The sequence below is a fragment of the Vreelandella hamiltonii genome (assembly GCF_014651795.1).
Taxonomy (GTDB): Bacteria; Pseudomonadota; Gammaproteobacteria; order Pseudomonadales; family Halomonadaceae; genus Vreelandella; species Vreelandella hamiltonii.
This window is the reverse complement of the sequence record NZ_BMXO01000001.1, coordinates 223,142-246,873: the sequence shown is the minus strand read 5'-3', so window position 1 is coordinate 246,873 and position 23,732 is coordinate 223,142. Positions and strand designations below refer to the sequence as shown.

Genomic DNA, 23,732 nt, shown 5'->3' with positions numbered 1-23,732 from the left:
ATAGAGTTTTCAGACATCAGGTTTTCCAACCTTTTAGCTACTGCACGATGCTTGATCGAGGAGTTGTCATGGCGCGAGCGCCTTTTACGCTAGCCGGGCATACCGTACTGCCCGGCCAACGGTTACAGATCGATGTGCCGGTGGCACGCCTCTACACCCACACACCGCTGCATATTCCCGTTGAGGTGGTGCATGGTCGCAAAGAGGGGCCGGTCATGCTGGTCTGTGGCGGTATCCATGGGGATGAAATCAACGGCGTGGAAATCGTGCGGCGCGTGCTGCGCTCGAAGTCCATCAACAGCCTGCGCGGAACGCTGATTGCCGTGCCGGTGGTCAATGTGTTCGGTTTCTTGCAGCAAACCCGCTACCTGCCCGACCGCCGCGACTTGAACCGCTGCTTTCCAGGCAGCGAAAAGGGCTCGCTGGGGGGGCGTATTGCCGCGCTGTTCAGAGATGAGATCGTCGATCATGCGACGCATATCATCGACCTGCACACGGGGGCGATTCATCGCACCAACCTGCCGCAAATTCGTGCGCAGTTGACCCCTGGCAGCGAAACAGAGCGCATGGCCGATGCCTTTGGAGCCCCGGTCATTCTGAATGCCGAACTGCGGGAAGGCAGCCTTCGCCACTATGCCCAGAACCTGGGCATTCCCGTGCTGACCTATGAAGCCGGTGAGGCACTGCGTTTCGACGAGTGGGCGATTGCGCCTGGCGTCAAGGGCATTCTCAGGGTCATGCGCCGCCTGGGCATGCTGAGTGGCGAGCAGCGCCGCCGTACCCCCGCACCCGCCGAGCTGGCCAATGGCTCCAGTTGGGCGCGTGCGCCTATCGATGGCATTTTGCGCCCCCAGGTGCGCCTGGGGGCGCGCGTGGCCAAGGGCGAAGTGCTGGGCAAGGTAGCGGACCCCTTCGGCAATGATGAGGGCGAGGTGCTGGCCATGGCCGATGGCATCGTGATTGGCATGAGCCGCCTGCCGCTGGCCAATGAAGGCGAAGCGCTGTATCACATCGCTCGCTTCGATGAGATAGAAGAAGCCGAGACGGCCATCGAAAGCTTTCAATCCAGCCTGGAACCGCCTCCCGACTCGCTGTATTGAGCTTTTTTGATAGCAAATATTGATCGCTTCAATAGCCAACGTTAAGGCGCCATGGATGGCGATATGCCTGCTTGTTGACTATACCTGTGGGGGAGCCAGCCAGCGCAAAGGCGAAATGCCTCGTGCGCTGTGGGCCATTTCCAACGACGCAACGGCGTCTGGTCGAATGTGACAAGGAGGAAGCGCCATGAGTAGCCACCAGCACCCCACCACCAATGAAGCCGGTATTCCGGTTGCCAGCGACGAGCACTCGCTTTCGGTAGGGGCCGATGGTCCCATCGTCATGCATGACCACTATCTGATGGAGCAGATGGCGGCTTTCAACCGTGAAATGATTCCTGACCGTCAGCCCCATGCCAAAGGCAGCGGGGCGTTTGGTCATTTTGAAGTGACTCAGGATGTCAGCCAGTACACCAAGGCCGGCTTTCTACAGCCGGGCAAGAAGACCGATGTGCTGATCCGCTTCTCGACCGTGGCAGGCGAGAGCGGAAGCCCAGACACTTGGCGGGACCCCCGCGGGTTTTCCATCAAGTTCTACACCGAGGAAGGCAACTTCGACATGGTGGGTAACAACACCCCCGTGTTTTTCGTTCGCGACCCGATGAAGTTTCAGCACTTCATTCACTCCCAGAAACGCCGGGCTGACAACGGCCTGCGAGACCACGACATGCAGTGGGATTTCTGGACGCTGGTGCCCGAGTCGGCCCACCAGGTGGCATGGCTGATGGGGGACCGGGGCGTGCCTGCCACGTGGCGGCACATGAACGGCTATTCCAGCCATACCTATATGTGGGTCAATGAGGCAGGCGAGCGGTTTTGGGTGAAGTATCACTTCAAGACCGACCAGGGCATCAAGTGCATGACCCAGGAGCAGGCCGACCAGATGGCCGGTAGCGATGCCGACTACCACCGTCGTGACCTCTTCGAAGCCATTCAGCGGGGGGATCACCCTACCTGGACTTTGAAGATGCAGATCATGCCCTTCGAAGATGCCAAAACCTACCGCATCAACCCTTTCGACCTGACCAAGATCTGGCCCCATGACGACTACCCGCTGATCGAGGTGGGCAAGCTGACGCTGGACAGGAACCCCACTGATTTCCACAGTGAAATCGAGCAGGCCGCTTTTGAGCCCAACAGCATGGTGCCGGGGACGGGGCTGTCGCCGGACAAGATGCTGCTGGCAAGGGCGATCTCCTATGCCGACGCGCACCGTGCTCGGCTGGGGGTGAACTACAAGCACATTCCGGTCAATACGCCCAAATGCCCGGTGCACAGCTATGGCCAAGGGGGCGCAATGCGTATTCGTCACGCCACCGACCCTACTTATGCACCCAACAGCAAGGGTGGCCCCAAGGCAGATGGGCAGCGCTTCCCGGAAGACGCCGTGTGGTCGACCGACGGCCAGTTCATACGGACGGCCTACACGCTCAGAAAAGATGACGATGACTGGGGCCAGGCTCACGCGCTGGTGCGCGACGTGATGGACGATGCTCAGCGCGAGCGGCTGGTATCCAATGTGGTCGGGCATCTCTCGGGAGGCGTCTCTGAGCCGGTATTGGCCCGGGCGTTCGAGTACTGGCGCAATATCGATCAGGAGGTGGGGGAGCGCATCGAGCAAGGCGTTCGCGAACAGTAGCCTCTTGAACGAAAACGCCCAGCGATTGACTCGCTGGGAGTTTGCTTTGAGCAGCCCGTTGGCCGTCAGGCCACGGGCTGTTTTGTTGCTTGCTCTTCCACTGGCGGTGTATCGGTATCCGGCTCGCTCACCAGGCCGAGCGCGTCATCGAACAAGCGTAACCCCGCACCCTCTTTATGGGCGTGTTCCGACAGGTGACGGCGGAACCGGCGCCCGCCCGGGCAGCCCTGGAACAGCCCCAGCAAATGCCGCGTAATATGATTCAGCTTGGCGCCCTCATCCAGGCGCTGCTGGATATAGGGGCGGAAGGCCGTGGCCGCTTCCAGGCGCGTGCGGGCCGGGCCGGGCTCACCAAACAGCTGCTCATCGACACCGGCCAGTAGCCATGGGTTCTGGTACGCCTCACGGCCTACCATCACGCTGTCCACGTGCTCCAGCTGCGCCTGGCACTCGGCCAGGGTTTTAATCCCGCCGTTGATGCCAATGTGCAGCTCGGGGTGGCTCTGCTTCAAGCGATGCACCCGAGGGTAGTTCAGCGGTGGAATGTCACGGTTCTCTTTCGGGGATAACCCCTGTAGCCAGGCTTTGCGGGCGTGAACGGTAAACACGCTGCAGCCTGCCGAAGCCACGATATCAATGAACCGCGCCAAATCGGCGTCTTCATCCTGGTCATCGATACCAATACGGCATTTCACCGTCACCGGAATCGACACCGCCGCCTGCATGGCCTTGACTGCGGCGGCCACTTTTTCGGGGTGGCCCATCAGGCAGGCGCCAATCATGTTGTTCTGCACGCGGTCACTGGGGCAGCCCACGTTCAGGTTGACCTCGTCATACCCCCACGCCTCAGCAATCGCAGCACACTCCGCCAACTCTCCCGCATCGCTACCCCCCAACTGCAGGGCAATCGGATGCTCCACCTCGCTGTACCCCAAAAAGCGCTCACGCGGGGAGCCGTGCAGCACCGCACCGGTGGTCACCATCTCGGTATACAGCAGCGCACGCTTGGTCAAGGTGCGAGCAAACGCACGGTAGTCTCTTGTGGTCCAGTCCATCATGGGGGCGACGGAGAAAGTTCTATCCAGCGCTGGGCGGGCGGTGCCAGACTTCATGCGGGTTTGAGCGTTTGTGGTATCATTCATAACTGTTCATATTTACAGTGGTTAAGCGGCGTTTTACATGGTTCGTTGGTACATATCTGGTACTTGAGCCGCTTTGAATTTGGTACATCGAGGGGGGCAAGTATGGCAACGATTCGCAAGCGCCGTAAGAAGGACGGCAGTTTCTCATATCTGGTGCAAATTCGCATTGCCCGCCGTGGGCAACCAGACTACTCAGAGTCGAAAACATTCCCCAGAAAGGCAATGGCTGAGGAGTGGGCGAAGCGCCGGGAGTTGGAGCTGGCCGCGCCTGGTGGCGTGCTTACCGCCAAGTGGAAAGGCGTTACTTTACACGATGCCATCGAGCGCTACCTGCATGAATTTGCCGACGGCGCAGGCCGTAGCAAGCGAGCTACCATCGAGCAGCTGCAGCGTTTCCCCATTGCCCGCGTCAAGATCACCGAGCTCAGCAGCGAGCAGATCATCGACCACGCCCAGATGCGGCGGCGCAGTGGCATAAAGCCTTCGACCACCGCGCAAGATATCACCTGGCTGGGCATCATCTTAAAAACGGCAGTCGCTGCCTGGCGCATGCCGGTGGACCTGAACGAGTTCGAATCGGCCAAGCTGCTGCTGCGTAGCAAGGGGCTGATAACTCGGCCAGCTTCGCGGGATCGTCGGCCAACGTTGGAGGAGATCGAGCAGCTTCGCGCCTACTTCCAGCGTTCGCAGAAGATCCGGCCGAGCGCGATCATTCCCATGGAAGACATCATGGACTTTGCGATTGCCTCTTCACGCCGCCAGGAGGAGATTACCCGACTCACTTGGGATGACCTGGATGAAGTGGCCATGACCTGCTGGGTGCGTGACGCCAAGCACCCACGCCAGAAGTGGGGCAACCATAAACGCTTCAAGCTCACTCATGAGGCGATGGCCATCATTCAGCGGCAGCCAAGGGCCAAAAGCGAGCCGCGTATTTTCCCCTATGCCCCTAAATCGATAGGCACTCGCTTTCGGGCCGCGACGGCCGCCAAAGGCATCGAGGATCTGCGCTTTCACGACTTGCGCCACGAGGCTACGTCGCGGCTGTTCGAGGCGGGCTATGAGATCGTGGAGGTGCAGCAATTCACGCTCCACGAGAGCTGGGATGTGCTGAAGCGGTATACGCATTTGAGGCCGGAAAGGCTGCAGCTACGGTAGTTTATACCGTTAATTTAATCGTTGCTAAAACCTCCCCAAAGGGAGGAAAAGTGGCTATTGATGTGAGATGGATGGGGTTTGCTGACTGCTTTCCCAGAGCTCAAGCGGCTCAGTAGGGATGCCCAGAGCATTATTCACTTGGCGAAGAGCGCAATGGAGGTTGAATCGCTCACGCGGGTGGTCACAGCGGGCCAGCTCTCTAGCGAGGGTGCGGCTTTGCTCTTGGAGAATCAGCAGATAGCGTAACTTGGGGGTGTCCTTGATGCGCTTGCGCACCTGCTCGATGGGCTGAACCTCGGTAGCCTGCTGCTGTAACAACTCAATTGCCTGGCGTTCGCGCTGGATGAAGTAGCGTCTAACGCGCCGACCCATGGCGTTGTTTTCGATCATGGCCAGCTCTTTGGCCATATCGAGAGTTAGGTGGTACTCAATGCGTCCCTGTTGGCCGAAGTTTTCAGCGTAAGTTATTGATTCTAGGGCTTCCCCGTTTTGGGAGGCGGTTTTATGACCTATTCCAGGCTGCATGTTATGCGATATGAAGTCTAAACCTTCTTCAAATTCATACTGTTCGATGCGTTCTTTAATCCAGGTCGTGAAGCGTCGGCCCACTTCCAGGAAGGCATGCAGGTCGCGGGCGTTGCAAAGCATCTGCTGATTATTGGCTTGGAAAACGGGGATAAGGCTCTGGTCCATGGTTGGCTCTGTAGTGAGATAGGGATGAAGGGAAATTAAGGAAATGGTGCAGGCAGGCGGGGCAGAGGTAAAGGCCAGCCGACTACAGGTTTAGCCGGCGCAACCCTCAATCATTCACTAGCTTCCACTGTTCCCTTGCCTCGGCCCGTTTCTTATCGATGTACTGCGCTAGGTCGATTGCACTCACCAGCCACGGGCTTTTCTGTGAATCCCCCGCACGGTACGCCGGTACGGGCAGGGCTTGGGCTCCGGCGCGGAAGGCGGCGGTGCGGGGGCTGATACCGAAGAAACGCGGGGCGACTTCCTCCAGCGGTAGCTCGGTGCGGCCGTTGAACTCCGCCATCAAGCCAAAGTAGGTGTTCATTGTTCTCTCCCTGAGCGCTGCTTCCACACCTGGAAGCGGTGGCGAATGTGGCGGAACGTGGCCGCCGCGGTAACGTGGTGATCCAGCTCCGCTCGGCTTTGGATCTGGCAGGCGGCGCAGAGCCAGTCGCGGGCGTCTTCGGTGTTGTGGGTGCCGTCGGGCAGTTGGCTCTCGGTCATGCCGTGCTTGGCGCGTCGGCGGCGGTCGAGGTAGAGCTGAAACTGCGCGTCCTGGCACAGCATGGCGGCTTGCCGGGCCAGCTTGCCGCCTTTGGAGCCGTTAGCACTCATTGGAGTGTGGCTCCTGTTTTGCTGCAGCGGGCTCTCCACAGAACGGGCAGTACTTAGCCTGGATGCTGGTCTTGATCTTTTGTCGTTTGAAGCCGTTGCCGCTCTTTTTAGGTACCTGGACGTCACCCTCATAGGGAATGGTCAAGCGCGTTTGCATCGGGTTAGTGAAGGTGAGGACGTAACCTGCTATCGATGCACTGAAGCCAGAAAAGCCCTCAGGTAGATCTTTTTGAATGGCTTCTGCCACCTTGCTTTCTAGCGTCTCTTTGCATTGGCACTGCATAACGATCTCCTAAAATTTGATGTGGTGCTGGCCGCCCCTGGTACCGTTAGCGGCCATAGCGCCCCCTTTGTTCGCGGATGCTTTGGCACTCGATGCACGTAGCCACCCAGGGCAGGGCATCGCGGCGGGCCTGGGGGATCTCGTGGCCACAGTCCTCGCACTCTGGGTCCGGGTTGGGAATGCGCAGGGAGAGGCGGCTGCTGAGGGCGGCTTGCATGCGGCGCTCCATCAGATCGGCGGCGATGTCGGCGTTGTCGGCCATGGTTACTGCTCCTTCTGTTGCTCGATGGCGGCAAAGCGCTGCATTACTTGCTCACCGTTGTTCAGGTAGGTGTGGGGCTCATCGAAGGCGTAGATACTCCATTCGATCAGCGTGAGCGCCGCTGCCTGCAAGTCGCGGTCAATCACTCGCAGGCGCGTGGGATCGAGTGGCCAAGCGGTGCCGTTGTAAACAGAGAGCAGTACACGGCGGCAGTGGTGGCTTTGGCCGGAATCTCCATCGGCGACCTGCACAAGCCGCTGCAGGGCGTCTGGCCCTTGCTCATCGAGGCGGGCGCTCGTTTTATTGGCTTCTTCTTCGGCGGCGATCATGGCCTCCAGCGCTTTACGGTTGCGTTCGCGCAGGCGCTGGGTCACCAGGGGCATACTTGATTGAGTGGTCATCACAGGCTCCTTCATGCTTGAAACACCCAGCACTTCACGCTGCCGCCGTTGAGGCGGACGCGGGAGTTCACGGTGCGGTTGGAATCGACAAACTTGCGGGTCTTGCTGGTCTTCAAATAGCGCTTCAGCTCGCGCAGTTCGGGGGTGCGCAGCTTGTACTCGGCGCAGGTGCGCTCGAAGTCCTTGAGGTTCACCGCGATGTGCTCGCTGCCCTTGCCGTAGTGGTTGAGCTGCGGGTCGTCGCGCAGGCCCTCGATGTAGTCGAAGGCTTCCCAGAACTCGGCCACCAGGGGGTGGTCGGCGTTGATGGATTGCTGCCGTTCGCGGGCCATCTTCTCCACCATGCCGCTGGCCATATCGATGATTTGCTGGTCGAACAGCCCCAGGCCTTCCGGCCCCAGGCACTCCACCAACGCCATCAACTGGCCGTGGCATTTGGCGATGCGCAGCACCTTGATCTCCGGATCGTCCGCCAGGCGGTCGGCGTAGTAGCGGGCGCGCTGGGTGATGGTGGCCAGCAGCGCGGCTTCCCGCTGGGCCACCGTCAGGGCGAACTGGCTGACGTGCTCGATCTCGGTACGTTCCAGCGCCTCGGCCAGTGCTTTGGTGCTTTTGTTCTGGCCTTCCCGGGTGAAGTGCAGGTGGCAGATACGGGTTTGAATCGCTTCGCCCGCCTGCACGGGGGCGTTCTGGCTAATCACGATGCTGCCGCGAAAGGGCGGCTCGTAGGTGTCGTTGCCGCTGTTTTTCACGCCACGGGCGCGGATCGAGCGGCCGTTGAAGGCGGTTTTCAGCTCGTCCCAATCGAACTGCTTCTGCTTGGCGCCGCCTTCCTGCTCGCGGTCGGATTCGATCAGCACCACCGGCAGATTGCTCACCTGGGCAAAGTTACGGCTACGGGCGGGCATGGTGGCCTTGCTGGGGTCGAAGCCCTCGTAGTCGCGGCGGCCGCACAGCTTCCAGAGGAACTCGATCAGCGTGGATTTACCCGCGCCCGCTTCGCCGACGATCTCCAGAAATGGGAAGCTGCCCATCTCGGCGCGGATCTGCTCGGCCAGCAGGCTGCCCATCCAGTAGGCCAGGGCCACCACGCCTCGGGAGCCAAATGCGCCCAGGAGCTGCTGTGTCCACTCGGTGCTGAACGCCTTGCGGTCGGGGTTGATGTGCAGCGCCACGGACTGGCTCAGGGTTTTCAGCTGACGGCGGGGGCCGAGCTCGAAAAAGTCCTCGCTGTTGATCGGCACCACCTTGCCACCGGCCACGGCCAGGTCGCCGAACACATAGGCGCCGTGCTCCTTGCTGTAACCGATGAAGTCGATGGTCTCGACGGTTTTGATGTTGCCGATCTGGTCCTGCAGCAGGCTATCGAGCTGCTGGCTGGTGCCCGTCCATACCGCACCAGGGGCCACGCCCAGCAGGCGCTTCTTGTACTCAGAGGCCGAGGCCAACTGGCCGCCGCTGAAGGTGTTCTTGATGGGCGGGCGGCCGTCGGGAAACTCCACGCGGTAGTAGTACCAGCTCTCATCGGTGACCGCGTTGGCCTGGTAGTACAGCGCCGTGGGGAAACAGGTGCAGATGCGCTTCACGCTGCCGGATTGCTCCAGGGCGGCATCGCGCAGGGCGGGGTCGATCTGCCGCTGGTCTTCGCCATCCAGCCCATCGGCGCGCAGGGCGCGGTCAAAGGCGTCCATGTCCAGCTTCCACCACCAGAGCTGGCGTTTGAACTCGAACCAGAACTCCCGCTGCTCACGGCGCTTGTACATCAGCAGCGCCTTCGCCATGGCCGTGGGGGCCAGCAGCAGGTCGCCGTGGTAACGGTAGGTTTCCTGGTGGCGTTCGGTCAGCTCGCCGCGCTGGTGGGCGTCGTTCCAGTCGTGGCCACCGTGGGGGATCTGCGCCGCGTGGCATTCCCAGCCCGCTGCCCGGGCACGCTTGACGTGCTTGTGGGTGGCGTTGTGGCCAGCGCGGTTGTTATCCAGCGCCCACACCAGGGCGGGGCGGCAGGTGCCCGCTTGATGGGCGGCATCGGAAAGGGCGTTCAACGCCTTATCCGGGTAGTTGCCGCAGCTCATGGCGGAAACGGCCGCAATGCCGTGGTGGTACAGAGCGATGGCATCGAAGATACCTTCTACCACCCACACTTCCCCCGCCGCGACCAGGTCGCTTGGGGTGAGGGCAGGCGGGCACCACCACTGGCCTTTGTAGCGGCCAACGAAATTGGCTTTCTGCTTGCCAAAGCGCTCCGGGTTATCCAGCAGGCGCTCCCAGTAAGCGCCGCCGGGCAGGGCGAAGCGCACGGTGGCGGTGCCGCCGATCTCCGGCTTCCAGTAGCTCTCCTGGGTGTACCAGCCCTGAACGCGGGAAAGCTCGAAGCCCCGGCCATCGCGCAGGTAGCCATCGGCCACTGGCGTGGTGGAGCTGGGCGTTTCGTTTGCTTTCGGGCTGTAGCGTTCGCTCCAGGAGCGGAACAGCTCCGGGAACAGCGCTTTGATGTGGATTTGCGCGCCACAGTTGTTTTCCCGCCCGCATTTCAGCATCCACGGCGCGTCGGCGTTGATGTACGCCTCGCGCTTACCGCACTCCGGGCAGCGCACCCGTTGCAGGTAGGGGCCGCGCTCGATGGCCTCGAATTCGCTGATCAAGCGCGCAACAATGTCCTGGCGCAGCGATGAATTCACGCTCGCCTCCTTTTTCAACAGTGGAGTGGGCTGGGCTTGGGGTTAGGTCACGGCCCCAACAGGGCCGTGAGACCCCCCTTTCGGCCGGGCATGGAACCCAGGCCGAAAGGGGCGTTGTGGCCGTGGTGGCCGTGGTGGCCGGGGGGGATGAGCGTCTTTCTGCATCGTCTTAACCCTCATAACATTCGTCGTTGGCGGCTGGGCGGGTGATGTCCAACTGCATCTGCTGAATCAAGCGTGGGGCGTAGGGCAGGTGTACCCGCACGTTCGGGATATCGCTGGGGGTCAGGGTGTTGGTGACCTCGATACCCGCTTTGCCCCGAAAGCCACACTCCACGTTGCGGCACTCCACGATGGCTTCGCGGTACACCGGTGTAAGCCCCTGGCTTTTGCGGATGCGCATGCTGTGGCCGCAGTGAGGGCAGGGCATACGGTGCTTGGAAGCGCTCGACATCAATGGTTTCTCCCTACCGGGTACAAGGCACGGCCGCGGCCGGTGAGCCCTTGGGTGCCCTTGCGTAAGCGCCGTCGCAGTAGCCATTCGGCGGCTTCGTCCAGGCTGGTTAATTCCTGCTGTTCGCACACCTGCTGCAGCACGGCCTCTAGCTGGGCGTTCAGCGGGAGGCGTTCGCTGCGTGCCGGTTGGTCAGCCATACTTCAATGCTCCTTGAGGGCCTCAAAAAGCCCTGCCTTTACGACGCCTGCTGGGGCACAGTGCGGGTAGAGAGTTCCGCAACGCCCAGCGTCTCCAGTGCTTCCTTCAGCACCAGTTGGCGCAGCAGCGATGCCCGTTCGATGCCGGTGTAATCCACTAGCGCGTCGATCAGCCGGGCCTCGTACTGATCCAGATTGAGAGCGGCGTAGCGGGTGCGCACACGTTTGGGGTCCTGGTACATGGCAAACATCCTTATGCAGGCAGGGTCATTCGGCATTCAGCGTGTCTTGGTCATATTCGGCGATGCCGCGCAGCATGAGCATGCGCGCGGTGGCCGAGAGCGAGCGCATTTCCAGCTCGGCAATGCGCTCCAGGTCGGCGCGCTCGTCTTCGGTCATGCGCGTGAGCACGGTGCTGGTGCAGCCCTTGGGGGCATAAATTGGCTTTGGGGCAATAGCGTTGGGCGAAGGCATGGGTTAGGCTTCCGTATCAGAGTGAATAACTTGGGCCGTAGCGGTTTAGCGCTCGTACAAGCGCACCAGCTTGCGCTGCAGGAAGTGCTCATCCATGTGGGTGCGCAGTTCGCACAGGGCGTCTTCTACCTGATCGCTCGAGGCGTTATGGGCCAGCATCGTGGCAGCGAGCTGGCCGACGGCCTGGGCAGTGGCGCGTTCTTCCAGCGCTTCGAGATCGGCCAGCGGGTTGGGCTTATCCGTGCCCTGGGTCAATGCCATTTCAATGGCATCGCGGGTATGTGGCGAACAGCGGTCCAGCTCTACCTCTACCCCGCGAAACAGGGTGGTGGCGGAAGGCGGTACGAAGATCGTGGCAATGATGGTGACCATGGCAGTGGTTCCTTTTGCATGTGTATCGAAGTGAAAGACATGAATAGAATGGTTCACAAAAATGAACCTGTCAATAAGGATGGTTCATAAAAATGAGCATTGGCGAGCGCCTTAGAGAAGAACGTGAGCGGATTGGGTTGAGTCAAACGGCCCTTGCGCAGATTGGGGGTGTAGGAAAAACCACCCAGATCAAATATGAAAAAGGTGCCAGCAGCCCTGATTCTTCCTATCTTTCCGCCGTTTCTGATGAGGGCGTAGATGTCTTTTACGTGCTCAAAGGCCAACGTTCAGGAACTGCCACTGCTCAACCTCTTGGGGTTGCGTTAAGTGAACCATCGGCAGAGCTTTCACCCATCAAGATGTACGACATCGAAGCTGCTGCGGGCGCTGGTCGTAGTTTCGAGGGTGAGCCGATCAAAACCACCCTTCATTTTCCTAGCAGCGAGCTGGCCGAGCAGGGGCTCGACCCTGCCCAGGTGGTGGGCATCAAAGTGCGCGGCGATTCGATGGACGGCACCCTGGCTGATGGCGATTGGGTGCTGGTGAACCGGGCGGCCCGCGATCCGAAGCAGGAAGGGGTATTCCTGCTGTTGGTGAGCGGTGAGCGGCGCATCAAGCGGGTGCAGCGCTTGGCGGGCGGGGCGCTGTATTTGATTAGCGATAACGACCACTACCAGCCGGAGATGATTAAGCCTCAGGATATGCACGATGTGGAGATCTTGGGGCGGTGTGAGATTCGGATTGGGCGGGTGGTTTAGTTTTTTAATTTTTTAGTAGGAATGAGACTATGGCTGATACTCCAAAAGGTAAAAGAAAAACTTTACCTTTGAACTTGTTGAAGTTTGACCCAAAAAATCCTCGATTTGCTAGATATTTCGGTGATCAAAATCAGCCAGAAGAAGAAATTGTTGATCGAATGATTCGCCGTGAAAATATCTTGGAGTTAATGGGCTCTATTTCTGAGCAAGGATATTTTGACGGCGAACAACTTTTGGTTACTCCCGATGTAGATGGTAGCTTTTTAGTTGTAGAAGGTAATAGAAGGCTTTCGGCGCTGAAAATACTTAATGGTGATATTTCAGCAAAAAAGAATAAGGCGTCAATAGAAGAGGTGATTCGAGAGGCTAAGCATCGGCCTACAGAGGTTCCTTGCCTTATTTTTAAAGAAAGGCGAGATATTCTAAGATACTTGGGCTACAGGCATATAACTGGCGCCAAGCGTTGGGATCCTCTCTCTAAAGCAATGTATGTTAAAGAGCTGAGGGATACTTTTTATAATGATTTTGAAATCCAAGATCAATGTAGATTGATTGCTAAGGAAATTGGTAGCAGGCCTGACTATGTTGCGCAAATATTAACTAGTTTAAGAATTTTGAATGTGGCGCAAGATGAGGAGTTTTTTGGCCTTTCTGGGCTCCATAACGATGATGTCGACTTTGGGGTTTTAACTACGTCTATTTCTTATAAAGGTATTGCTGAGTATTTGGGATTGGCAAGCAGGTTAGATGTTGAAGCTAAAGAGTTAAACAAGAGTAATTTAAAGAGTCTTTTGTCATGGATGTTTGTTCAGAACCAGCTTGGTGAAACCATTTTGGGTGAGTCCAGGAATCTGAGAAAGCTTGCAGCTATAACCGCGCATGGTGGTGATGCTATCGAGGTTTTAAATAAAGAGAAAGACATCGACTTAGCGTTTATTCATACGGAAGGTCCATCGCAAGTATTAAAGGATCTTTTGGAAGGGGCGCTAAAAAATATAGATCAAGCTTTTGATATTATTTCAAATGTGGAGGAAATAGATAAAGATCATAGTTTCTTGATCGGCTCTATAGACGAAAAAACCGCAGCATTAGCCTTCACAGTCTCACGTAGGAAAAAGGTTATTAAGGGAGTTGAGTAAATGGCTAATGACTTACACGATTTGATAGTCGGTTATACTGAGGTACCCAGCCATGCACATACCTATTTGTGGGCAGACTATGTTGAGCTACTATGTGTTATAAGTCAGGATAAATCTTATAGCATAGGCCAGCATGATGATATTTCAAGTGAGTTTGAAGATGTTAGAGTGGATCTTGATTTTGGATCTGCTGGTGGTAATTTAAATTTTGATGATAAGATAAGTGTAAAGTGGGCCGATATAAGCAAGGTCTTGAAAATTAGAGAAAAGCAGATTCCTGACTTTTGGCCATTTTCATTTGAGGATGGCTTTTTAGAATTAGCGTTAGAGCGAGGTAACAAAGGGCATTATTTGTATCTTTTTTTATTGGTTTGTTCTGCGTTGAAATATTGTGCAGGGGGAAGAAGAAATGATGTGACAGGTGCCTTTGAGGAGCTAGGTTTTTTAGCTTTGCAAAAAATATTGCCAGGATGGGAGGTTAGGCCTTTTGGTGCTCATCAACAAACTGGTTTAGGCTACGTTGGTTCGCTAGGTAATAAGATGCAATCATTAGCCAAAGATATTAACCCAAGGTATGTTGCACCTTTATCTGATTTTGATCCGCAAGATACAGGTGATGGCGGCTTGGATGTGGTTGCTTTTATGCCTCTTGGTGATTCTTTGGGTCATATCCCTGTTGTATTTGCTCAGTGCGGTTGTTCTCCCAAAGATTGGGATAAAAAACAGTTAGAGGCCAGCCCCGCTTCTATGAATAGTATGATTACCCCTCAACACCCTGCGGCTAATTTTTATTTTATGCCGCATGATATGAGAAATATAAATGGTAAATGGAATAAAGGGGTTAGAATAGGGGACGTTATTTTAATTGATAGAAAAAGAATTCTTAGGCTTCTATCTGGTGTCATTGATGATATCGATATTCCAGAAGCAAGTAGAATAGCAGAAGAAGTCTCTAATATGCAGGTATCCTATTTTGGATAATTAGTTCCAGATATCTGGTAACGCACGAGCCACTGCCTCAAATAGAGGCGGTGGTACAGCATTGCCCACAACCTTATAGCGCATACTCATGCTATCTGACTTATGTTCCGGAAACTCTAGGCCCACAAATCCTTGCAGCCTCGCTGCCTCGCGATAACTAAAACGGCGAGCAGGTCCATCATGCGTGAAACGCCATACGTTGTGCTCGAGCTTCTCCAACGGGGGGCTCATCGGGTGCAGGGGCATGTGGCGTGGATTGGCGACGATCGTTTTTGACTGCTCCTTCCAGCCGTTCCGGCGATTTCTGGAGAGGTAGTACCAGTGAAAATCGAGATCGTAAAACTCACCTTCCGGCCACTCAGGCATACCGCCAATGGCGTCTTCTATGGTGGCTTTAGCTGGCCCGCCCAAGATGCCATGAGTCGGTTGGGGGAACTCGTATTCGATCCCAAAATCGTCACGAATCCCGACGATGAAAATTCTCTTGCGTTCCTGAGCAACGCCGAAATCTGACGAGTTAAGTATTTGAAATGAAACGTTATAGCCAGCTTCAGTGAACACGCGAAGCTGATCCTGCAGCAGGTGAGCGTAATTTTTACGCACCATACCCGATACATTTTCAACGATGAATGCTTTGGGCCTGATTTGGTTCAGGGCACGGGCAAACTCGAGATAGAGGGTATTGATTTGGCGGCCAGCATCACGCACGCCGCCTTGGCTAAACCCTTGGCATGGGTAGCAGCCCACCAGTAACTCTGCATCAGGGAAATGTTCTATTTTGCTTATGCTTCCAGGGCGGTAGTCAGTCTCTGGGTGGTTGTGCTCATAAACTGCCTTTGCATAGGCCAACACATCGTTGGCCATCAGCACATCAAAGCCAGCATTGATGATGCCAGCGTCGGAGCCCCCGCAACCTGAGAAAAGTGACACTGCTGTTGGCATGACGTCGTCCTAAACCTTAGCTCCCTCTCGGGATGGTGATATTCGAGAAGGTGGGATTCTAACGCTCCCTGATGGCGTTGGCACACCCCTTGTGCGTTATTTCTTCATTGCGTTCTTGCGTCATAGCGTTATTTCACGCCATTTGAGTGCCTCACCAATGATGTGGTCAGCGCTCTTTTCACCGCCCCTTCATCCGTATACGCCTTCGTCAGACCATCCCAGTGCGCCGTGGCTAGGGCTCGCACAGCGGAGCTGCCAGGAGTCTTTGTTTCCGGTAGGCCCAAGTGTGCCGTGCCTTACCTTGTCTTTTACTATCTGCCCGAGCAGTGCATCCATGGTGCCCACATCTTATTGGCTGAAAGTGCCTTTCCATAACCCTTGTTAAATACTGGCTTCTTATACAGTATAAGGCATTAGGGGCGTGACGTGCCAATGCCATGGTACGTCGCCAAATGTGGAGCTAGCACAGGGCAACAGCATGCGAGTGACCTACTTGGGGCCTGCCGTGGTGGGTGTGGAGCACCCGGCGGTAGCGGAGATGGACCGGCGAAAATTCCCGCCGACCTGTTTTCTGGTGGAGATCAGCGATGAGGTGCACCCCGGTGGGCCATGGATGGAAGGCGACGTGCTGGTGGTGGATGAAGCGCGCTCGTATGGCCACGCGGATCTGGTGGTGGCGGAGGTAGAGGGCGAGTACCGGCTCTTCAGAACCCACCGCGTGGGCAGTCGCTGCCGCCTATTGCCCCCCTTGGGTGGCGAAGGGTGCTTCATCACCGCGACGCAGTTTCGTGGGGTGGTGGTGAGGCAGGCGCGGTGCTGGGCGTTGTAGGCAATTTCTTACACACGAATCAGCGATGGCTTACAGCCGCCCGCGTGATTTTTTGAGACCATAAATCAGTCGCTTGGAAGCACGCGGGACGGATTCCGCCTCGCCAGAAGGTTGCGGCACTGATACCCCCGGCCATGGAATGGCTGGGGGTTTTTGTTATGATCCATTCAATATTCTTTATTGACGAGAAAAGCTATGGAAGTTACCTCTTTAGGTAAAAAAGTGTTCAATGCTTCACTAGCCATTTTTATTTATCTTCAGTTTGCAGCATTGCTTAGCTTCTATACTTACTGGAGGACAATAGGAGTTGATCCTTCAGGATACTTCTCAATTCAAGATATATTAGTGCTATCAATGGCCATCAGTTTGCCACTTTTTTTATTGTTTGTGGCGATGATTTTTGGTTTCTTTGTTTTTAAAGAAGATGGCGATTACATGAGATTTGAAGGTAGTCCATTAAAAGGATTTTGTATTCTTTTTGCCATTTTTTCTTTGAGTATTTTTTCCGCTAGTGCGTTGCCTGCTTCTTGGGATGTGGCATTTTTAGTGGTTTTTGTTAATTGTTGTCATTTCACAAAATATGGAATTGGCTATCTCTTGTCTCCCTTAAGATTAGATGAGGTATTTGGAACCAAGAAAAGTGCGTTTGTTTATTCTTCGATCGTATTGCTTGGATTGTTGATGGCTTTGCCGGGTTCTCAGTTTTTCGCAAGAGGAGATCTTGAGAGTGAATATAGAGATGCAGCTGTTTTTCTAGTAGGAGATGACGTTGAATATGGACTTTTAGGTAAGATTGGCGATTATCATGTTATCGATACCGGAAGTGATAAAGTTATTGTGGTTCCAAATAGTAGGATCGATAAAATTGTTTATAGCCGCTAATGCCTTTAACCCTTCACCTCACACCGTACCACCGTCCCCAACCCTTCATCATTCAGCGAGTGTGTGACCTCGCTCATCAGCCAGGCAGTGGCGTCGATCTGAGGCTTGAAGCCCGTTAGCGTGAGCGGGGTTTCGGGCAGCAGGTCGGGGCGGCCGAGGGCGAGGGTGAGTTCGAACTCTGCCAGGCCGCGTTGGATGCGTTGCCATTCGGCGCGGGCGGCGGCCAGGGCGTCGTCTTCGGTGGCGTAGGTGGGGCGCAGCTGTTTGGCGTTCTCTTCTGTGCCTGCCAGTACGGTGTGGCGCTCTGCGCCTCGTGTGTCGTTCCAGTAGGCCTTTACGCCGCTGTAGGCGTCGCGGTCGGTCACGCTGTAGCGGTGTTGGTCGCCGTCGCGGCGGGTGAGGGTGATGGCGGGCATGGCACGGCCGCTGGCGGTGAGCCCTTGGCCTGCCACCGTGAACAGCATGCGCCCGGCTTTGATGGCGGCAATGGCGTCGTACCGTTCGCCCAGGCGGGTGAGAAAGTTGAGGTCGGATTCGTCGGTTTGGTCGATGTGGCCAATGCGGATGCCGTTGAGCGCGGCAGCCACCACCGGCTCTAAGCTATTGCGGCCTGCGATGGTGGTGACGATCTCGCCCAGCGTGACATCGTGCCAGCCTTGGGTGCGCTTGCCGGGCAGTTGCCCGCGCATATCCGCCGAGCGGGCGCGGATGGTGAGCTGATCCGGCGTGCCGGTGTGCTGCACTTCATCCACCGTAAAGCGGCCCTTATCCACCAGCCCTTCCTCCTGCCAGCCAAACGCCACTTGCAACTCTGCCCCGCGTGGGGGAATGGCGAGCTGGCCGTCGTGGTCTGCCAGGGTGATATCCAACTGGTCCGCCTCCAGCCCGCGCTGCTCGCGCAGGGTGAGGCTCACCAGCCGGCCGTTGATGCGCGGGGTGATGTCGGTGCCGTCCAGTGTGATGCGGTAGCTCGCTTTAGGGTAGGCGTTCATACGAAGCCTCCGGCTAGCCGTGCCATGGCGGGCAGCACCAGGCGGCCTATCAGGTCGGTGCGTTCATCGTCGACGTGCTCGAGGGTGAGGATGAACTCGATTTTCTCTGCGGCACCGTCGCGGAAGAAGTGGGTGCTGGTTTCTTCCACGCGGGTGACGACCCAAAGGCCGTACTGGCGGCCGGTACCTTCGACCAGCGGCCAGGCGTTGCCCTGGTTGGCCATCTCGCGGATCTCATCCAGGCTAAAGCGGCCGCCGGTGAAGGTGGGTAGCAGGGTGCCGGAAAGATTAATGGTATCAATCCCTTGGCCGATGTACTGATACGCAGGGCGTTCACCCACGCGAGATTGGCTCGCGTGACGCCACTCAGTGATGCGTTTCAGTTCTTGGTAAGGAACTGAGCGGATTTCAAACACAAACATACCTAGGGCCATTAACATGAGTAAACCTTTATCAGTAGCACATTATGGTGGATTAGCTGTATTTGGACTTGTCTTCGTTTTGTGGCTCGTATCTTTAATAAGTGTGAGCAAGACGCTTTCAATGGATATCATTATTGAATCGGAACTAGGCGGACTATTTCTATTTGTTGGTGCTGTAATAGGCGTTACGAGTAGGGGGCAGCCTTTCAAACATCGCTATGCTCAAATGTCACTTCTTGCTGGTTTGGGAATGGCCATAATCGATTTCTTCCTTACTGGAATGAAAGACTCTTTGCTGGCTCATGAGCTTCTTGTTTGGTTGGGGAACTCCGCTGCCCTGATGTTCTACGGTCTAATGATTCTGCTAGTTTGCGGTACATATCTGGCATTTAGCCTCCCTGATCAGGATTAATCGTTATCACGTAACGACGAACGCTGCCGTGCCTGGGCGTCGCGCTGGGCATTGGTGAGGGCGCGCTGCACTTCCTGCGCCACGTACTGGGCGAGTTGCTGTTCGTTCATTCCAGGGGCGGGAGTGACGTTGATGTTGATATCGCCCATCGTGAAACCGCTGGCCTGGTTACTGGCAGCAGTGAGCGGCGGTCGGGTATCGAACTGAATGGGCGTTTGCTGCTCGATGCTGGGCATTGCTGCCGCTGGCAAGGTGGCGGCGCTTAACGCCAGCCCGGCACCGGCGCGGGTGACGCGTCGGGCGATCTCTTGCACACGGCGGGCAGGTTCGTCGCGTTGAGCGTCCAGGCCCTGGTTCAGGCCATCCACCGTGTAGCCGCCCAGTTGGGTGAACACGCGGGAGGGGCTGTTGATGTCCAGGACGTTGGCGAACCAGCTGCGCACGTTGCCTGCCATGCCCACCACGCTTTCGCGTAGCTCGCCGAGCTTGCCGGAGAGCCCACTCATCAGGCCATCCACGATGGCGCTGCCCAGCGAGCGGAATTGCTCGGGGATCTCCACGCCCAGGGCGGTGAGCGCGGTGGTGATGCCCCGGTACAGCAGGCCCAGCGGCGACCAGTTGGCCAGCAGTTGGGCGACGGCGCCGATGCCTTCGCCAAAGGCGGTGTTTACCTGCTGCCACAGGCCCTGGAAGAAGGCTTTGATGGGTTCCCAGTAGCGGTAGATGAGGTAGGCGGCGGTGGCGATGGCGGTGATGGCCAGACCGATGGGGTTGGCCACCAGGAACAGCGTGAGCGCCCGAAACACGCCGCCCAGCCAGAGCAGGGCTTTGCCTGCCATCAGCACTTGTGGCCCTACCATGGCCATGCCGAAGCGCACCATGGCGATGGGGCCGAGGATGGAGGCCAGCATGAGCGTGAGGGCGCCGCCTGCGGTGACCAGCACGGCCAGCGTGGCGCCGATTCTGGCCAGGGTGCCTGCCAGGCGGGGGTTGGCGTTGATCCATTGGCCGATGCCACGGGTGAGGGTGGTCACGCTCTGGATGAGTTCACGCAGGGGGCCGTCGTTGGTGTCGGTGATGGAAATGCCGACCTCTTCCCAGGCGCTGCGCAGGGATTTGAGGTCGCCGCCGATGTTGTCGGCCATGGTGCTGGCCATGCGGGCGTTTTCCCCCATGTTGTCGCCCAGGGCATCGAGGATCTGGCTGAGCTGGCCGCTGCCCATGGCATCGACCAATTCGGACATGCCGGAGCCTGCCTCGACCCCGAAGATGTCCTGCATGATGGCCTTGCGCTCCACGTTGCCTAGCTCGGCCGTGGCCTGGGCGATGTCGCGGAGGATCTCGGGCATGGCGCGCAGGTTGCCATTGGCATCGGCGACTTCCAGGCCCATGCCTTCAATGGCGGCGGCCCCTTTGTTGGCGGGGTTGGTGAGCCTGTTCATCATGGCGCGCATGGTGGTGCCCGCTTGGCTGCCTTGAATGCCGATGTTGCCGAGCACACCTGCCATGGCGGCGGCTTGTTCCATGGTCAACTTGAGGTCTTCGGCGCCACCGAGGTATTTCATGGTTTCGCCGAGCATTTCGAGGTTGACGTTGGCGCGGCTGGCGGTGCCGGAGAGGATGTCCGCCACCCTTGCCATGCTGCCATCGGCTTCCATATCGACTTTGAACGCCCCGGCGATGTTGGAGGCGATATCCGCAGCGCGGCCCAGCTCGGTGTTATTGGCCAGGGCCAGGTCGAGCACATCGCGCATGGAGGCGCGAATGGCCTCGCTGCTCATGCCTGCCCGCAACAGGAACTCTTGCCCGCTGCCTACTTCGGTCGCGCTGAAGGCGGTGCTGCCGCCCAGCTCGCGGGATTGCTGGCGTAGGGCCTGGTAGCGTTCGTCGTCGGCGGTGAAGCGGCCCACGGCTTGCAGGGTGCTCATCTGTTCTGCCCAGGAGACGCCGGGGGCCATGAGGCGCGCTCCGGCGTACAGGGCGCTGCCGCCGCTGGCGACCATGCCTGCGCCGGTACCGGCCATGCTGTTGCGCAGGTTCATGGTGCGGTCGTATTGGCCACGGGCGCGGGCGGTGTTGCGCTGCTGTTCGGCTAGCCGTTTGAGGCGGTTGCGCTGCTCGTCCACGGCGGTGTTGGCCCGCTGGATGTCGCTGGCCAACCGCCGTTGGTCGCGGGCCAGGTGGGCGGTGCTGATGCCGTTGTTGCTGAGCGTGGTGCGCAGCCGCTGTAGCTGCTGGCGTTCTTCGTCCACGCGGCGGGTAAGGGTGCGCGCCTGGGTGATGGCGCGCTGGCGTTCGGCTCGTAGAGCGGCGCTGTCGCCCTGCTGGGAGCGCATTTGCTGCGAGAGGCGGCGAATGTGCGCCTGCTGTTCCCGCAGGGCGGTGGCGGTTTGGGAGGATTGCCGGGTGAGGTTGCGAAAGGAGCTGATGTCTTTCTGGGTGGCCTGCAACTGCCTTAGCCGTTCGCGGTTGTCGCGGATGGCTTGCGAGGCGCCCTGGGAGGCGCGCTCGATGGCCCGCAGCGGGCGGGTGGCTCTATCAACGGCGTTCAGTATGACCTGTAGCCTGAGGTTGTTACCTGCCACGCTGGCTCCCGGTGTCTGTGGTGGTGCTGCGTTTGCGCGCTCGTTCTCGCCAGGCCATGAGTTCGCGCAGGGTGAAGTCGGCGCAGTCTTGCGGGGTCCAGTGGAAGACGATGGCGAGGTCCGCCATCGCGTCTTCTACCTGGTGGGGGAGGTTTATTCGGTCTCGCCCTTGGCCCGCTTCGTCAGCAAAAAACCGGCGATTTCACCGCCGCACTGAACGAGATCCGCCGGGTCCATCTGGCGCACCTCGGTGGCGGTGAGCGAGGGGTTGGAGAGGCGCGGGATCAGGGTGATCAGGGCATCGGTTTGCATCTGCAACACATCGGCCAGCGAGACGCCGCGCAGCTCGCCCGCCGTGGGCTTGCGCAGGCGTAGCTCGGTGATTTCGGTCTCGCCCCGGGTGAGCGGGGTATCCAGGGTGATGGATGCAGCGATAGCTTGGGTTACGGCAGCTTTGGTCATGGGGGTGTTCCTGGTGTGACGTTAAGGGAAAAGGGGCGCTGGCGTGGGTTAAATGCCCAGGCGTTGGCGGCGGCCTGCCAGGCGGTCGACGCCGTTGACCTTGAACACGCCGTTCACCAGGTCGATCTCGATTTTCTCGGTGCCGTCGATGGTGAGCTTGTAGTAGCTGAGCGTGCTGGTGACCTGGTGTTCGGTGTTCTCGCCGGTTTGGGCGTCGCCCATGTCGATCTCGGTGTGGCGGCCGCGCATGACCACCTCGACCGAGGAGGCGTCCTCGATGTCGTCGCGCTCATAGCTGCCGGTCATGCGCAGCATGTCGGCATCGATGCGGGCGGTGCCGAAGTTGTCGAACAGGCTTTCTACCAGCCCGCCGACCGTCCATTGCACGGTGAGCAGGCCGTCCTGGCCCATGTCGATGCCTACGGCGCCATCCATGCCGCCGCCGCGCCACTCTTCGATCTTGCGGGTGAGGGTGGGCAGGGTGATCGACTGGACGATGCCCTGCCAGCTTTCGCCGTTGCTGAACAGGTTGAGGTCTTTGAGCTTTTTGGGGAGTGCCATGGGGGTCTCTCGCTAATCCATTCAGGCGGTGGCTGCGACGCGCTCGGCGAAGTCGGCCAGGTAGGAATCGGTGATGCGCTGCTGAAAACCGAGGTCTTCGAGCGGCGGTACCGGCGTGTAGTCGTAGTCGATGCGCAGCTTGCCGCCCTTGAGGGAGGTCTGGGTGTTGAGCTCTTCGTTCAGCCAGGCGCTGCCATCGACGATCAGCCCCAGGGTTTTCAGCTCGCGGAACTTGGCGTTCAGGCCTTCGATGATGTCTCGCGCTAATGAGGCGTGCAGGGGCAAGTCCACCGCCCACAGGTGCGCTTCGGCCACGGTGTCGGCGAGGATCTGGGCGGTGCGGGTGTAGTTTTCGAAGGGGAAGAGGCTTTCAGGCCCGGCGCAGGTGCGCGAGCCCCAGAAGCGGTAGCCGTTCTGGTTGACCAGGGTGGTGACATCGGCGGCGTTGAGCAGTCCGGCATCGGTGGCGGGGCTTTGCAGATCCCAGAACACGTCTTTGCTGATGCCGGTGACGCCGTTCACGGCCACGTTACTCAGGGTTTTGTGCCAGCCCACGGTTTGGTCGAGCTTGGCGCGCAGGCCCAGGGCGATGGCCACGGGGCTGATATCGCGGATTTGGGCATCGTCGGTATCGAACGCTTGCCATTGGGGCCAGATCACCATCAGCTCGCGGGCGCCGAACTGATCGCGGTAGGCCAGCACGTCGGTGAGGGTCTCGCAGCCGTGGGCGTACACGTAGCCGAAGGCGCGCAGCTGCTGCAGCACCGAGACCATGGCGGTGGCCACCGGCTGGGTATCCAGGTGCGGCGCGCCGATGATGCGCGGCGTGACGCCCAGCTTCTGCTTGGCGGTGAGCAGCGCCTGCAGGCCGGTGCGCTGGCCTTGTTCGTTGGTGGTGCCGACCACGTTGGCGGTGGTTTCTTCGGCATCGTCGCCTTCTGCTACTCGCACCACCACGATGATGGGCTTGGCCTGCTGGCCAATGGCGGTGAGGGTGTCTTTCAGCGTGCCTTGGGTGCCCGCTTTGCCAATGGCGGTGTCTACATTGGTGACGAGGGCAGGCTGGTTGAGGGGGAAGGCGGTGGCGTCCGCATCCGGTGCGGTGCAGACCACGCCAATCACCGCCGTGGAGGCGGTGCGAATGGTGCGGGTGCCGTCGTTGACTTCGGCCACGCGCACGCCGTGGTGGTATTGATCGAGTGCCATGGTGGCTCCTGCGCAGGTTCACTGTTCGGGTCACGAAAAGGGTGAATTCAC

General features: G+C 58.3%; 30 protein-coding genes. 9 read left to right on the top strand and 21 right to left on the bottom strand.

Annotated elements, in window-relative coordinates; translation table 11 throughout:
• Positions 1–68 precede the first annotated feature (68 nt).
• Complete coding sequence (locus IE061_RS01280; RefSeq protein ID WP_039176399.1) at positions 69–1,100, top strand: succinylglutamate desuccinylase/aspartoacylase family protein; 1,032 nt, start codon at positions 69–71, stop codon at positions 1,098–1,100.
• Positions 1,101–1,287: 187 nt separating this feature from the next.
• Positions 1,288–2,739, top strand: coding sequence for a catalase (locus tag IE061_RS01275; protein WP_193460766.1), 1,452 nt, complete (start codon positions 1,288–1,290; stop codon positions 2,737–2,739).
• Between the two features lie 65 nt (positions 2,740–2,804).
• On the opposite strand, the gene dusA is transcribed toward IE061_RS01275, so the two are convergent.
• On the bottom strand, positions 2,805–3,851 hold the full coding sequence (dusA, locus tag IE061_RS01270) for a tRNA dihydrouridine(20/20a) synthase DusA (protein WP_193460981.1): 1,047 nt from the start codon (positions 3,849–3,851) through the stop codon (positions 2,805–2,807).
• 132 nt (positions 3,852–3,983) lie between these two features.
• On the opposite strand from dusA, the gene IE061_RS01265 reads away from it, so the two are divergent.
• Positions 3,984–5,039, top strand: coding sequence for a tyrosine-type recombinase/integrase (locus IE061_RS01265; RefSeq protein ID WP_193460765.1), 1,056 nt, complete (start codon positions 3,984–3,986; stop codon positions 5,037–5,039).
• Positions 5,040–5,093: 54 nt separating this feature from the next.
• Here IE061_RS01265 and IE061_RS01260 read toward each other — a convergent pair whose 3' ends face one another.
• The 12 genes from IE061_RS01260 to IE061_RS01205 form a co-directional block, all read right to left on the bottom strand.
• A complete protein-coding gene (locus tag IE061_RS01260; RefSeq protein ID WP_193460764.1) occupies positions 5,094–5,732 on the bottom strand; it encodes an antA/AntB antirepressor family protein in 639 nt (212 codons plus the stop codon).
• Between the two features lie 106 nt (positions 5,733–5,838).
• On the bottom strand, positions 5,839–6,096 hold the full coding sequence (locus IE061_RS01255) for a pyocin activator PrtN family protein (RefSeq protein ID WP_193460763.1): 258 nt from the start codon (positions 6,094–6,096) through the stop codon (positions 5,839–5,841).
• Positions 6,093–6,386 (bottom strand): hypothetical protein, encoded by a 294-nt coding sequence (locus IE061_RS01250; RefSeq protein ID WP_193460762.1) that lies wholly within the window; start codon positions 6,384–6,386, stop codon positions 6,093–6,095. The genes IE061_RS01255 and IE061_RS01250 overlap by 4 nt, the downstream gene beginning before the upstream one ends.
• Positions 6,376–6,669 (bottom strand): hypothetical protein, encoded by a 294-nt coding sequence (locus tag IE061_RS01245; protein WP_193460761.1) that lies wholly within the window; start codon positions 6,667–6,669, stop codon positions 6,376–6,378. Before IE061_RS01245 ends, IE061_RS01250 begins: the two co-directional genes overlap by 11 nt.
• Before the next feature lie 46 nt (positions 6,670–6,715).
• A complete protein-coding gene (locus IE061_RS01240; RefSeq protein ID WP_193460760.1) occupies positions 6,716–6,931 on the bottom strand; it encodes a TraR/DksA family transcriptional regulator in 216 nt (71 codons plus the stop codon).
• 2 nt (positions 6,932–6,933) lie between these two features.
• The gene (locus IE061_RS01235; protein WP_193460759.1) at positions 6,934–7,332 is read right to left on the bottom strand and encodes a DUF7673 family protein; all 399 of its coding nucleotides are present in this window, start codon (positions 7,330–7,332) and stop codon (positions 6,934–6,936) included.
• An 11-nt stretch (positions 7,333–7,343) separates the two neighbouring features.
• The gene (locus IE061_RS01230; RefSeq protein ID WP_193460758.1) at positions 7,344–10,010 is read right to left on the bottom strand and encodes a toprim domain-containing protein; all 2,667 of its coding nucleotides are present in this window, start codon (positions 10,008–10,010) and stop codon (positions 7,344–7,346) included.
• Between the two features lie 169 nt (positions 10,011–10,179).
• A complete protein-coding gene (locus IE061_RS01225) occupies positions 10,180–10,464 on the bottom strand; it encodes an Ogr/Delta-like zinc finger protein (RefSeq protein ID WP_193460757.1) in 285 nt (94 codons plus the stop codon).
• On the bottom strand, positions 10,464–10,664 hold the full coding sequence (locus IE061_RS01220) for a hypothetical protein (protein ID WP_193460756.1): 201 nt from the start codon (positions 10,662–10,664) through the stop codon (positions 10,464–10,466). Before IE061_RS01220 ends, IE061_RS01225 begins: the two co-directional genes overlap by 1 nt.
• Before the next feature lie 38 nt (positions 10,665–10,702).
• Positions 10,703–10,906, bottom strand: coding sequence for a hypothetical protein (locus tag IE061_RS01215; RefSeq protein WP_193460755.1), 204 nt, complete (start codon positions 10,904–10,906; stop codon positions 10,703–10,705).
• A 25-nt stretch (positions 10,907–10,931) separates the two neighbouring features.
• Positions 10,932–11,138, bottom strand: coding sequence for a hypothetical protein (locus IE061_RS01210; RefSeq protein WP_193460754.1), 207 nt, complete (start codon positions 11,136–11,138; stop codon positions 10,932–10,934).
• A 45-nt stretch (positions 11,139–11,183) separates the two neighbouring features.
• Entirely contained in the window at positions 11,184–11,510 is a 327-nt protein-coding gene (locus tag IE061_RS01205; protein ID WP_193460753.1) for a hypothetical protein, read from the bottom strand.
• 92 nt (positions 11,511–11,602) lie between these two features.
• On the opposite strand from IE061_RS01205, the gene IE061_RS01200 reads away from it, so the two are divergent.
• From IE061_RS01200 to IE061_RS01190, 3 genes are read left to right on the top strand one after another with little or no spacing between them, the layout of a single operon-like run.
• The gene (locus IE061_RS01200; protein WP_193460752.1) at positions 11,603–12,268 is read left to right on the top strand and encodes an XRE family transcriptional regulator; all 666 of its coding nucleotides are present in this window, start codon (positions 11,603–11,605) and stop codon (positions 12,266–12,268) included.
• Between the two features lie 29 nt (positions 12,269–12,297).
• Entirely contained in the window at positions 12,298–13,407 is a 1,110-nt protein-coding gene (locus IE061_RS01195; RefSeq protein ID WP_193460751.1) for a ParB N-terminal domain-containing protein, read from the top strand.
• Positions 13,408–14,388, top strand: coding sequence for a hypothetical protein (locus IE061_RS01190; protein WP_193460750.1), 981 nt, complete (start codon positions 13,408–13,410; stop codon positions 14,386–14,388). It abuts the gene before it with no gap.
• Here the strand turns inward: IE061_RS01190 and IE061_RS01185 are convergent, their stop codons facing one another.
• Positions 14,389–15,330, bottom strand: a complete 942-nt coding sequence (locus IE061_RS01185) for a DNA cytosine methyltransferase (RefSeq protein WP_193460749.1) — start codon at positions 15,328–15,330, stop codon at positions 14,389–14,391.
• Positions 15,331–15,808: 478 nt separating this feature from the next.
• Here IE061_RS01185 and IE061_RS01180 point away from each other — a divergent pair, with 478 nt between their 5' ends.
• Positions 15,809–16,159 carry a LexA family transcriptional regulator gene (locus IE061_RS01180; RefSeq protein ID WP_193460748.1) on the top strand — a complete coding sequence of 117 codons (351 nt, stop codon included), beginning with the start codon at positions 15,809–15,811 and terminating at the stop codon, positions 16,157–16,159.
• Between the two features lie 195 nt (positions 16,160–16,354).
• Positions 16,355–17,041, top strand: a complete 687-nt coding sequence (locus tag IE061_RS01175) for a hypothetical protein (RefSeq protein WP_193460747.1) — start codon at positions 16,355–16,357, stop codon at positions 17,039–17,041.
• A gap of 5 nt (positions 17,042–17,046) precedes the next feature.
• Here the strand turns inward: IE061_RS01175 and IE061_RS01170 are convergent, their stop codons facing one another.
• Positions 17,047–18,033 carry a phage late control D family protein gene (locus IE061_RS01170; protein ID WP_193460746.1) on the bottom strand — a complete coding sequence of 329 codons (987 nt, stop codon included), beginning with the start codon at positions 18,031–18,033 and terminating at the stop codon, positions 17,047–17,049.
• Entirely contained in the window at positions 18,030–18,455 is a 426-nt protein-coding gene (locus IE061_RS01165) for a phage tail protein (protein WP_230478362.1), read from the bottom strand. Before IE061_RS01165 ends, IE061_RS01170 begins: the two co-directional genes overlap by 4 nt.
• A 16-nt stretch (positions 18,456–18,471) precedes the next feature.
• On the opposite strand from IE061_RS01165, the gene IE061_RS01160 reads away from it, so the two are divergent.
• Entirely contained in the window at positions 18,472–18,867 is a 396-nt protein-coding gene (locus IE061_RS01160) for a hypothetical protein (protein ID WP_193460744.1), read from the top strand.
• Here IE061_RS01160 and IE061_RS01155 read toward each other — a convergent pair.
• The 5 genes from IE061_RS01155 to IE061_RS01135 are packed head-to-tail and all read right to left on the bottom strand — an operon-like array spanning position 18,864 to position 23,681.
• A complete protein-coding gene (locus IE061_RS01155; RefSeq protein WP_193460743.1) occupies positions 18,864–21,452 on the bottom strand; it encodes a phage tail tape measure protein in 2,589 nt (862 codons plus the stop codon). The two genes, IE061_RS01160 and IE061_RS01155, sit on opposite strands and share 4 nt — an antisense overlap.
• Entirely contained in the window at positions 21,442–21,579 is a 138-nt protein-coding gene (locus tag IE061_RS01150; RefSeq protein WP_193460742.1) for a GpE family phage tail protein, read from the bottom strand. Before IE061_RS01150 ends, IE061_RS01155 begins: the two co-directional genes overlap by 11 nt.
• A gap of 26 nt (positions 21,580–21,605) precedes the next feature.
• Positions 21,606–21,914, bottom strand: a complete 309-nt coding sequence (locus tag IE061_RS01145; RefSeq protein ID WP_193460741.1) for a phage tail assembly protein — start codon at positions 21,912–21,914, stop codon at positions 21,606–21,608.
• Positions 21,915–21,962: 48 nt separating this feature from the next.
• Positions 21,963–22,475, bottom strand: a complete 513-nt coding sequence (locus IE061_RS01140) for a phage major tail tube protein (RefSeq protein ID WP_193460740.1) — start codon at positions 22,473–22,475, stop codon at positions 21,963–21,965.
• Positions 22,476–22,496: 21 nt separating this feature from the next.
• A complete protein-coding gene (locus IE061_RS01135; RefSeq protein ID WP_193460739.1) occupies positions 22,497–23,681 on the bottom strand; it encodes a phage tail sheath protein in 1,185 nt (394 codons plus the stop codon).
• Positions 23,682–23,732 lie beyond the last annotated feature (51 nt).